Annotated in this window: 9 protein-coding genes; 6 read left to right on the top strand and 3 right to left on the bottom strand. The window is 63.5% G+C overall.

Annotated elements, in window-relative coordinates; translation table 11 throughout:
• Positions 1-7: 7 nt before the first annotated feature.
• On the bottom strand, positions 8-1,327 hold the full coding sequence (locus tag AC59JP_RS12710; RefSeq protein ID WP_497326126.1) for a condensation domain-containing protein: 1,320 nt from the start codon (positions 1,325-1,327) through the stop codon (positions 8-10).
• A gap of 218 nt (positions 1,328-1,545) precedes the next feature.
• On the opposite strand from AC59JP_RS12710, the gene AC59JP_RS12705 reads away from it, so the two are divergent.
• Both AC59JP_RS12705 and AC59JP_RS12700 read left to right on the top strand, forming a co-directional pair.
• Positions 1,546-2,439, top strand: a complete 894-nt coding sequence (locus tag AC59JP_RS12705) for a PucR family transcriptional regulator (protein WP_497326125.1) — start codon at positions 1,546-1,548, stop codon at positions 2,437-2,439.
• A gap of 80 nt (positions 2,440-2,519) precedes the next feature.
• Entirely contained in the window at positions 2,520-5,483 is a 2,964-nt protein-coding gene (locus AC59JP_RS12700) for an amino acid adenylation domain-containing protein (RefSeq protein WP_497326124.1), read from the top strand.
• A 10-nt stretch (positions 5,484-5,493) separates the two neighbouring features.
• Here the strand turns inward: AC59JP_RS12700 and AC59JP_RS12695 are convergent, their stop codons facing one another.
• On the bottom strand, positions 5,494-6,240 hold the full coding sequence (locus AC59JP_RS12695; RefSeq protein ID WP_497326123.1) for an SDR family NAD(P)-dependent oxidoreductase: 747 nt from the start codon (positions 6,238-6,240) through the stop codon (positions 5,494-5,496).
• A gap of 178 nt (positions 6,241-6,418) precedes the next feature.
• Here AC59JP_RS12695 and AC59JP_RS12690 point away from each other — a divergent pair, with 178 nt between their 5' ends.
• Entirely contained in the window at positions 6,419-6,823 is a 405-nt protein-coding gene (locus AC59JP_RS12690; RefSeq protein ID WP_497326122.1) for a nuclear transport factor 2 family protein, read from the top strand.
• A gap of 13 nt (positions 6,824-6,836) precedes the next feature.
• Here the strand turns inward: AC59JP_RS12690 and AC59JP_RS12685 are convergent, their stop codons facing one another.
• Positions 6,837-7,649, bottom strand: a complete 813-nt coding sequence (locus AC59JP_RS12685; RefSeq protein WP_497326121.1) for an IclR family transcriptional regulator — start codon at positions 7,647-7,649, stop codon at positions 6,837-6,839.
• 160 nt (positions 7,650-7,809) lie between these two features.
• On the opposite strand from AC59JP_RS12685, the gene AC59JP_RS12680 reads away from it, so the two are divergent.
• Genes AC59JP_RS12680 through AC59JP_RS12670 form a run of 3 tightly spaced genes read left to right on the top strand, consistent with a single transcriptional unit; the run spans position 7,810 to position 11,248 of the window.
• Positions 7,810-9,021 carry an FAD-dependent monooxygenase gene (locus AC59JP_RS12680; protein WP_497326120.1) on the top strand — a complete coding sequence of 404 codons (1,212 nt, stop codon included), beginning with the start codon at positions 7,810-7,812 and terminating at the stop codon, positions 9,019-9,021.
• Between the two features lie 52 nt (positions 9,022-9,073).
• Complete coding sequence (locus AC59JP_RS12675; RefSeq protein WP_497326119.1) at positions 9,074-10,771, top strand: thiamine pyrophosphate-binding protein; 1,698 nt, start codon at positions 9,074-9,076, stop codon at positions 10,769-10,771.
• Positions 10,772-10,825: 54 nt separating this feature from the next.
• The gene (locus AC59JP_RS12670; RefSeq protein WP_497326118.1) at positions 10,826-11,248 is read left to right on the top strand and encodes a GlcG/HbpS family heme-binding protein; all 423 of its coding nucleotides are present in this window, start codon (positions 10,826-10,828) and stop codon (positions 11,246-11,248) included.
• Positions 11,249-11,277 lie beyond the last annotated feature (29 nt).

Below are 11,277 nucleotides of genomic sequence, written 5' to 3'. Positions count from 1 at the left end.
AAATCGGTCAGCCTGCGTCGTGTGACACCACGATGTTCACCGCGTGTCCGCACTGACGACCGAGCACCGCCGACATCGCCTCTGCAAGGGAGTCGATGTCGGCGGTGGCAACCCCTGTTCGCCCGTCGATGCTGTGCCGGTATGCCACGGTTGCGTGGAGCTCTCCGCCGCGAAGGCCCATCATCGCGTGGATCCCGAAGACGTCGCTGTGCTCGCCGAACATCGCCGGGAATCGCACTGCCGACGTGCGGCTTCCGCTGAGCAGCGAAAAGTCACTGTCACCGAAGAATTGATAGAACATTTTGAACGGCGCACCTGATTCCCTGAATTCGCGTGAAAGCCACGGAACTCGCGACAACAGCGCATGGAAGGGCAGTGGAGCGTCGATGGCCGCAAGACCACGACGACGGACCAGGTCCAGCGAATCCGCGAAATTGGTGGACCGATCGAGTGGGGTACTGATCGGCCACGGATCGGGAAACGGCCCGAGAGTATCGGAGAACCGGTGCGGATATCGCGTCGAGCGCTCTCCGATCAGAAGTCCGATTTCCAGATCGGGCATCAGCGCCAGAGCGGTCGACACCGCCGCGGTGAGCACCGAATTCACACTCGCTCGCACGTACTTCGCGTGTGCTGCAATTCGAGCAGTGTCTTCTCGCGAAAGAGACCATGTACATTCCGAGCGGATGCTCACGGTATCGTCGACCGGGGACGTTCGTCGAGACTCGGGGGGCATGCGCATTGCGCGTATCGTTCGCTCGTACTCGGCCCACCCGGCAAGCGCAGCGGACGAGGTGACGAAATCGGCGACCGCCGATCGCTGCCATCGCGCAAAATCCGAGTACGGGGCCGGCTCGACCGACAGTGGTGAAGCACTTCCGTCGTAGAGCGAGACGAACTCGCGGGCAAACATCCGGTCCGACTGCCGATCCGCAAGAAGGTGATTGAACGTCACGATCAGTCTTGCTCGTCCGTCGCGGTCGGTGGCCACAGCACTTCGCCACAGCGGTGCATCGAGCAAGTCGAAGGGGCGCTGCGCTTCCAGTTTCTCGGGATCCAAGGTGCGTTCGTCATACGAACGATGTTCGAGACGATGCCCGACATCCTCCACCGCTTGACCGTGACTCCCGTCCCGCACGCAGAGATGTGTCCGGAGAATCGAGTGACGGTCGCTCGAGTCCCGGAGCACCGATTCGATACGTCCACTGTCCAATTGATTCAATTCGAAAATAATTTGTTGATTCCACAGAGAGATGTCGAATCCGAATTGAGCACTGTACGCCAGCATCAGTTCTTGAATGCACGACAACGGATGCAACTCGACCACGATGCCCCCAAGCTTCGCATTTTTCGATGGAAGACCGATTCGACTGTATCCCACGGCCTCGGAATCGATTCGGGATTACAAGATTCCAGGCGACAATAGGCCAATGGGGACGAATTCGGTCCGCTTCGGTCAGTATTCACGAGCGGCATACCGACTATCAGAACCATGTATTACAACAGGTGTTGCTATCGGCCGAAACTCGGACGTACCGTGCCCGAATGACGAAAGTCCGCGCACTGCATCTCGATCGAATATCTCACTCGGACGAGCGGTGGCCGGTGAGGTTCGACCCGAATCGGATTCGTCTGACGGATGACATCGTCGACGGCCGGTCGGTCGACGACTCGGACGTTCGAGAACACTTGGGAATCGACCCCTCGGACCACACTGTGGCCCTCGTTCTCAGATTGTCCGACGACACCGACACACCCCCGGACGGGTACGACGGCGCCGGACTGCACCGTTTCGCCTCTCGCATCCCGGCGATTCTCGGCTGTAGCAGATCGACGATCGTCTCTGCCGACTGCGGACGGGTGGAGATCTGGGCGAGCTGGTCCTGTTCTCCACCACGCTCGATCGATAGTGCACTCGCCGATTTCGGTCCGATTCCGGCCGGTCTGCGCGTGAGCGTCGGTCCGTGCGCCTCGGGCGTCGACGGCATCAGACGTAGCCACCTCGGAGCATGCGAAGCAGACAGAATTGCACTCGAGCGGGTGTGGTCGCGAGAACGCCGGGTCGTCCAGTACGACGACGTCGCAATCGTGGCGATGCTGACTCGCGACCGTGAGCAGGCTCGGTGGTTCGTCGTCGACACGCTCGGTGGCTTGGGTCGTCCCGGACGAGTCCACGAGGAGCTGCGCGAAACACTTCGGGTGTACCTGGCTTTCGGCAGGAGTCGACTCGAAGCGGCGAAAACGCTCTACGTCGCCCGAAACACAGTGGCTTATCGAGTTGCCAAAGCCGTCCGATTGCTGGGGCGACCGATCGATGACGATCCCGTGAAGTTGAGGCTGGCTCTCGAGATCGCACGCGCCCTGCCCGACCTCGTAGACGAAGGCCCCTCGAACCCGACATACGAAGCAGACCCCGAGACGACAGGAGCACTCGCGTGAGGAGCACGACTTCGAGAGAGGTTACGACGCAGTATGTCTCACGATCGGGTGGCACTGTCCTCGACCTGTTGGACACCAGGGTGCGCGAGACCCCCGAGGCCGCCGCGGTGGCGCATCACTCGAACGATGTGAGCTACGCGCAGGTAAGAGAGTCGGTCACCCACCTAGCTGCTGCGCTCGTCGAGCGCGGAGTGGGCCCCGACACCGTGGTCGGGGTATCGATGACGAGATCGACGGATCTCGTGGTCGCACTGTGGGCCGTCCTTCTCGCCGGCGGCGCGTACATGCCCTTGGACCCCTCCTACCCCGACGAACGCCTGGCCTACATGATCGACGACGCCCGACCGATGGTCGTGCTCGTGGATCGTCATGCGGCGCAGTCGGTGTCCACCGGCGGCGTCGAGACGATCACGGTGGGCGAAGAAATCGCGACGACGCACGATCGTCCGACCCGAGCGTCGTCGACGGAAATCAGGCCGCACAACCTTGCCTATGTCATGTACACATCGGGATCGACCGGCCGCCCGAAGGCAGTGGCCATCACTCACGGCAACCTGCTCGAATTCGTGACGATGGCTGCCGATGTCGTCGGCTTGGGACCGACCGATCGGGTCCTGGCCGGCACGTCGACATCGTTCGACCTGTCTGTGCTGGAAATCTTCGGAACCCTGTGCAGCGGTGGGTGTGTGGAGATGGTGCAGGACAGCCTGGTCTCGTCCCCCACCGCTACCGTGATCTCGGCGATCCCGTCTGCGTTCGGTGCGGTGGTCGATCGACGAGGCGACGATCTCTCGGTCGACCGAATCGTCTTCATAGGTGAACCACTTCCACCGTCCCTGGTGGACCGGACCCGGCGGCGACTTCCGCGGGCGCGCATCGTGAACGTGTACGGACCCACCGAGACCACCGTCTTCGTCACCGCTCACGACGCGGGCGAAGACGACGGGGTCGCGGTCCCCATCGGTCGCCCCGTCACCGGCGTGCGGTTGTACGTGCTCGACGAATGGTTGGATGCAGTGCCCCCGGGCGAGAGTGGTGAGCTGTACATCGGAGGCACACTGGTCGGGCGCGGCTATCGGGGCAGAAGCGCGACGACCGCCGAGCGCTTCGTGGCCGATCCGGCCGTTCGTGGTGATCGTATGTATCGCACCGGTGACGTGGTGCGGTGGAACGAATCCGGCAACCTGGACTTCCTCGGCCGAGCCGACAAACAGGTCAAGATCAGGGGTTTCCGGATCGAGCCGGGCGAGGTGGAGGCCGCACTGTCGTCGCACCCGGCGGTGGAGGCCGCGGTCGTGACACCGCACGACGCCACAGGTTCGGGTGCGCCGACTCATCTGCTGGCGTACGTCGTTCTCGATCGCAGCACAGTCGACACGGCGTTGGAGGACGACGTGGTGGATCGGTGGGGTCGCGTCTACGACGAGGTCTACACGGGCACCAATCTGGGTAACGACGACGCGAGCCCGACCGAGGAGGTCGACTTCGGCGAAGATTTCAACGGGTGGATCAGCACGTACTCGGGAGCATCCATGTTGCTCCCGAACATGCGCGAATGGCGAGACGAGACCGTCGAACGCATTCTGGCACTGCGCCCTCGACGAATCCTGGAGATCGGGGTGGGATCCGGGTTGATGCTCTCACGCCTGGTGTCACACTGCGACGAATACTGGGGAACGGACCTCTCCCCGACGGTCGTGGACAGGCTCATGACGTGGGCACGGGAGACCGACGATCACGATTCGAGAAAAGTGCGTGCGGAAGTACGACCTGCTCACGACGTGGCGGGCCTACCGGTCGAATATTTCGACACGATCGTTCTCAACTCGGTGGTTCAGTACTTCCCGAGCATCGACTACTTACGGTCCGTCATTCGATCGGCATTGACCTTGCTCGCTCCGGGAGGCTCGATCTTCATCGGCGACGTCCGCAATGCCGACCTTCTGGTCGAGTTGGCGACCGACGTCGAACTCGCACGAGGCCGCAACGACAACCGGCCGCTGTTCGAGAGGGTTCGAGACCGCATCGGCGGTGAGCGCGAACTCCTCGTGTCTCCGTCGTTCTTCGGTTCCGGCCTCGCGGGCCCGCTCGACCAGGACAACTCCGACGCTATCGTCGCGGTTCGAATCGAGGTCAAACGCGGTTGGGCTGCAGACGAATTCACTCGATATCGCTACGACGTGACCCTGCAGAGGGGACCGGCGCACGTGGTCTCGTTCGCGAACAGTGCAACAATTGCCTACGAGGGTCCCGCATCCTTGCCGGCTGCTGCGCGCGAGGCGCGGTCCGGATCCGTCCGCGTCAGCGGCATTCCGCATGCGCTGTTGCGGAACGAAGTCGCGTGTGGATCCGCGGTACGACGCGAATCCGAACCGCATGCCGACGAGTATCCGAATCATGCACTGCGCGAAGCGATTCTCGGGTCCGAGGATACGAAGCGACTCGACGGCCACCTGCCGGAGGAGCTGTATTCTCTCGGGTCGACGTTCGATCTCCGGACCTACGTGACGATGTCGTCGACGCGTGGCTACATGGATGCGATCTTCGTCGAACCCGACTCGGTGAGGGACGCAGCGGTCACGGACATTTTCCGCTCCGACGATCCCGGCGACCTCGACGTTCGGCGCTTCGCCAACTCGCCTCACGACGCGTCGATCGGTCGACGGATCCGGGATTTCGTGGCCGAAAGCCTTCCGGACCACATGGTCCCATCCGTGGTCACCGTGATCGACGCGTTACCCCTGACGGCAGTGGGAAAACTCGACTACTCCTCGCTGCCGGTCCCGGAATACTCCTCCGGCGCTCCGTACCGGGCACCGACGACCGAGAGCGAAAAGACCATCACAGATCTGTTCGCCGAGGTTCTCGGGGTGTCCCGGGTAGGAATGGACGACGAGTTCTTCGACCTCGGAGGCGATTCGTTGTCCGCGGCGAAGCTGGTCAGCCGGTTGTGGGCCGAGTTCGCGGTGGAGATCACGGTACGCGAGATGTTCGACGCGTCGACTCCGGCCGCCGTGGCGTCGATCGTCGACGGCGGCCGGTGAGAACGTCGGGTCATCGACGTGTGCTGCCCCCGTCGACGACGAGGATCTGACCGGTAACGAACTCGGCATCGTCGGATGCGAGGAACGCGACCGCGCCGGTGACGTCGTCGGGCAACTGAGTGCGCTTGACGTCCTGAAGGCGAACGCTGTTCTCGAAGAACGCCTCGTCGGTCTTGCTTACCGAGGACGCGGTCCGAACCAGACTGGGGGCAATGCTGTTCGCCGTGATCCCGAGAGGACCCAGGCTGGCGGACAGCGCCGAGGTGAAGCCGTTCAACGCTCCCTTCGCCGAAACGTACGACACGAAGGGCGGCGGCGGGGTCCAGTAGCTCGATGACGACACGTTGATGATGCGTCCGGCTACCGATCGCTCCAGGTCGGGCAGGAAGGCCCGAGTCGTAAGGAATGCACCATCGACGTTGACCGAGAACGTTTTTCGCCAATCCTCGAAAGTTACGTTCTTGAAGTCCCCCATGAGAACCACCGCGGCGTTGTTGACGACGATATCGACGCTGTCGAACTCGTTGCGGACCTTCTCCGCGAAGGCTTCGATCATGTTCTCGCTCGAGATGTCGACCCGATCGCTGACGAACCGGCGCCCCTTCGTCTCGACGAGCGTCCGGGTCTCCGACGCGTCGTCGAGGTCGGCGACCGCGATGTCAGCACCTTCCGCCGCCAACCTGACGGCGATAGCCTGGCCAATTCCTGTAGTGCCACCGGTAATTACGGCAGTTCTTCCGACCAGTCTCTCACTCACGTCCGCCACTCCTTCGTCTCGCGCGATCTACCGTCTCGTGGATCGTCGCGCGGCCATTGTCGTGCGAACGAGCTCCGGTGTGGGCCGGTCGTCCGTTCAACGAACATCGGCGCGCCGGTGGGTGCCTTCATGAGATTTGCTGAACCTGCACATCCCTCTACCGACAGGAACGGTATCCATGAACGCGACATCCGTGACCGCGACGACGACCCCGAGAACAGTCGACGCCGCGGAGCAGGCCTGGCTTCGAGCGATACTGCAGGGCAACGACGAACAGCGTGAACTCATGCTCGACGACTGCAGCGTGGTCCACGGTCCCGTCGGCTACATCCACGGCCGCGAGGAATTCCTCGACTACAACTCCACCATGGGACGTGTCGAGGACGCCGGCACGACCGATGTCCTTCTCGTCGAGCATCCGGGCGTGGCCATCGTGTCCTGCCATCAACGTATGCGGGTGAGGATGGATGCCGACCTCACTCCCTTTCTGATCCAGGCCGGCGTGACCCGTGTCTGGTTCGAGGGCACCGACGGATGGAAGCTGGGATTTCAACAGATGTCCCGTCGTCAACCGGTGATGTGACGGCACCCGCCGTTCACGGCTCCACTGCGGGACCGTCCGGCGCCGAGGGACCGGTGCGGATCGCGATTCCGGGCTTCCAGCCCAGCGCGCGCGAGATGCCGAGTCCGCTCGCTACCAGCGTCGGGAGCGCGGCCTGAAGTTTGATAGATCCGGCGGAGACCACGACCGACAGGGCTGCGACGACCACACCACGGTGGTCGACGACTCGCGTCGCCACCGATTGGGCCCCCTCGCTCAACTCTTCGTTGACCACGACGGTTCCGGTGGCCCGGCAGAAGGCCAATTCTCTCCGCAGCACCTCGGGATCGACGATGGTCTTTCGAGTGAAGCGCCGAAGCCGGTCCGACAGCACCTGGTCGATGAACGTGGGACTGCTGTGGGCGAGAAGAACTTTGCCCACACCGGAACAGTGAAGCGGCAAGAACCCGCCGATCTGAGATTTGAGCTCGATGGCATTGGGACCGGACAGACGCTCGATGACGACGGCCTTGTCCGATTGCAGGACTGCGAGTTGGACATGTTGGTGCAGCGCTGTGCTCAGGTCCTCGACAAAGGGGTGGGCCGCAGTTCGAAGTGCCTCGGCACGCGGATGCAGCGTGCCCAATCGCCACAGCGACAGTCCGATACAGAACATGTTGTCGGGCCCACGCTCGAGCGCCCCGACCTCGGTGAGCTCGAGCGCGAGCCGGCGGGCCGTCGCGTGCGGCATCCCGGTCCTACGAACGAGGTCGGACAGGCTCAGTTCGGTGTGCCCGGAATCGAAGGCAAACAGAATGTCGGACAGACGAGATGCGACGGTCCGGCCCGGTTCGTTCGTGCGCGACATGCGATCTCCTCGGTACCACGATGTGCCGAGTTTATGCGATATCCGTTGGATGAACAACGCCGTTCACAGAATCCGTCCGCGACGCAATACTTATCGGACTCTGCATTTGCATTGCCGGACAACGTATTCAGACAAGCATCCGAAGGGGTTCTACCCGATCATGGCACCAGCGACTATCGACATCGCCATCATCGGCGGTGGAATCGGAGGCCTCGCGGCAGCCGCATCTCTCCGAGCCGAAGGCCTCGCTCCTGTTGTCTACGAGCAGGCACGCGCGCTGACCGAGATCGGTGCAGGTCTCGTGATCGCTCCGAACGCAGGACGACAGCTGCGCCGGCTCGGCGTCCTGGATCGGTTGATCGAGCGAGCCGTCAAATTGAATGTCGGATGGGAGTTTCGGCGGTGGGAGGACGGGACCGTACTGTCGTCGGAAGACCTCGACACAGCGTGCCGTGAGCTCTACGGCGAGCACACCTACAGCGCCCACCGCGCACATCTGATCGATGCCCTGACGTCGTCCTTACCCGAATCATCGGTCCGACTCGACATGCGCGCCACGTCGGTCGAGTTCGACGACGGTCGGGCGGTGGTGAAGTTCGACGACGGGACCGAGATCAGGCCCGGACTGGTCATCGGAGCGGACGGTGTGCATTCGATCGTGCGCCGATCGGTGGTCGGGGATCTGCCCGCGCGGGAATCGGGCCTGTGCGCATTCCGCGCTCTCGTTCCGGCCTCTCGCGCACCTGATTTCGCGGTGCGGGCGGCGCAGAGTCTCTGGATCGGTCCGGACCACCACCTCGTGCACTATCCAGTGTCGGGCGGCGAGTACATCAACCTCGTGGCCTTCGCACCCACCAGCGACGCGACGATCGAGTCGTGGACGGCGACGGCGACGACCGAAGAACTGGTGGCCGAGTTCAGCGGGTGGGATCCGCGGTTGGTGAGGCTGATCGAGGCAGCCGATACCCCGGGGCGATGGGCGCTTCTCGACCGCGAGCCACTCGAGCGGTGGAACCGAGGCAACGCGACGCTGTTGGGGGACGCAGCGCACCCGATGTTCCCCTTCTTCGCACAGGGCGCGGCGCAGGCCATCGAGGACGCTGCCGTACTTGCCCTGTGCCTGACCGACGACCGGCACGACGTCGAGTCGGCCATCGCCGCGTACGAATCGATTCGGCGCCCGAGAACGTCTCGGATGCAGCAGGTCTCGCACGGCCGATCGCACGTCAACCATCTGCCGGACGGTGCCCCGCAGCGCGCACGTGACCGAGCGTATTCCGCAAGCGACCCCCTGACCGACAATGCGTGGATCTACGGTTACGACCCGGTAGATGCCGTTGCACAGCAATATTTTTCGGCCCGCAGAGCATGACTCGACAGAAATCGGCGACAGACCTCCATCACCCGAAAGGTCCACACTTTCCATGACATCCACAACCGGCAGCGAGCTCGTCGTCCGAGGGCTCCTCGACGCAGGAGTGCGAGTGCTGTTCAGTCTCAACGGAGCACACGTGGACGGAATCTTTCAGGCCGCACTGGATTCGGACCTCGACATCGTCGACGTTCGCCACGAGATGAACGCCGGACACGCCGCCGAGGGTTACGCGCGAGTCACCGGAGAGCTGGGGGTCGCCGTCGTCACCGCCGGCGGCGGATTCACCAACGTGCTGACCTCCATCGCAAACGCGCACATGGACCGCACTCCGATGGTGTACATCGCCGGATCCGGTCCGTTGGCAATGGATCTGGTGAACGACCAACAGGCGGGTTTCGATCAGGTTGCGATGGCGGCGCCGGTGACGAAGTTCGCTCATCGCGTCACCCGAGCCGATCTGATTCCCCGTTTGCTTGCGCAGGCGGTGCGCACTGCTCGGTCGACGCCGCAAGGCCCGGTCCTGCTCGACATACCGTGGGACGTACTGAGGCAGTCGGTCGACACGGATGCGGTGGAGGATTATCGCACCACGATCGACGGCTTCGGGTGCGCGCCGAAGGATGCGACAGATCGAATTCTCGACGCCCTGAGCACCGCGCAGAGACCGGTGGCGCTGGTCGGTCATGCGTTCGGATCGCAGACGTCGCGGGTGGATCTGCACGAATTCGCTTCGCGTGCAGGCATTCCACTGTTCTCCGACTACGAGGGGCTCGGCGCGGTCACGGGTTCGGACTGGCACGTCGGTCTCGTACAGTCACTGGACACACTGCCACCGGACGACCGACCGGACGTGGTGCTCATGCTCGGACTTCGCTTCGGCCTACCGACCCGATTCGGCACCGGTGCACTGGTGCCCAGGACTGCTCGGGTGTTCCAGATCGATCCGGACGGGCGAGAGTTGGGCCGACTCCAGGACGTCGAGATCGCTGTTCAAGCCGATCCGGTTGCCACCGTGTCCGCGTTCGCGCAGTCACCGGCTGTGGGAACCCCTCCAGCGCGACGCAAAGCGTGGCTCACTCGGCTGACGGATGCTGTCGCGCGCAACACGGCAACACTCGTCGCGGAGGCCGAGGCCCACACCGGTTCCATTCACCCGTACGTCGCGGTGAGGACCATCGCCGCAACCGTTCCGGACGATTCGGTCGTCGTGGTGGACGGCGCTCTGACCGAGCTCTGGCTGTCGGAGGTGATCGCTTCGGCGAACGTGTCCCACTTCCTCGGCCACGGATATCTCAGTTCCATGGGATGCCAGATGGGTACTGCCCTGGGAGCGCAATACGCCGACCGCGACCGCGCCACCGTACTCGTCACCGGCGATGGGGCAGTGGGATACTCACTGGCGGAGTTCGATTCGATGGTTCGCGCCGAACTTCCGGTCGTCGTCGTCGTCCTGAACAACCAGGCTTGGGGTGCGACACTGCACACCCAGGAGTGGTTGTTCGGCAAGGACCGAGTCACACACAACCGCTTGGCCAACGGCTCCTACAGCGCAGTGGCGCGAGCGCTCGGCGCCAACGGAATCGACGTCGACACCCTGGCCGATCTGCGGCCGGCGCTCGAAGCCGCTTTCGCGTCCCGCAGACCCACCTGTATCGACGTCCGAGTCGACCTCGAGCCGATCCCGCCCGAGGAACGAAACCTGATGGGCGGCGGTCCCTTCACCACCGTCGACACGCTCTCGGTCTGACGACTCGATCCGCTTCCGCGTTCACCTTCACACCCACGACCCGAGGATTCACAGATGCGAGAACCACTCACGTACGAGATGGCCAGGACGGCAGCCGAGCACGGCGTCGAATCCGGCCGGCAGGACGGAAGGGCGGTCTGCGTGGTCGTCGTCAACCGCAGCGGCATCCTCAAGGCGCTGCTGGCCGACGACGGAGTCGGCGTTCTCGGCGTGGAGACAGCACGCCGCAAGGCCTACACCTCTGCCGTGAGCGGAAAGACAACAGCGCAATTCGCTTCGTTCGCAGCATCACCCACGATGGCGCACGCACCGGTACACCTCGTGGACTCGCAGCTGCTTCCCGTCGCGGGTGGCGTCCCGATCGTCACCGCGGACGGCGAGGTGATCGGCGCGATCGGTGTGGGTGGGGCAGACGACACCACCGACGGAGTCATCGCCGGCAAAGCCCGCGATGCGATCGGCGACCTGGTCGGGTGAACCCGTACACGACATTCGACACACGACAC

It is taken from the genome of Rhodococcus sp. 320_ES (assembly GCF_059691855.1).
This window is presented reverse-complemented; position numbering and strand designations above follow the sequence as displayed.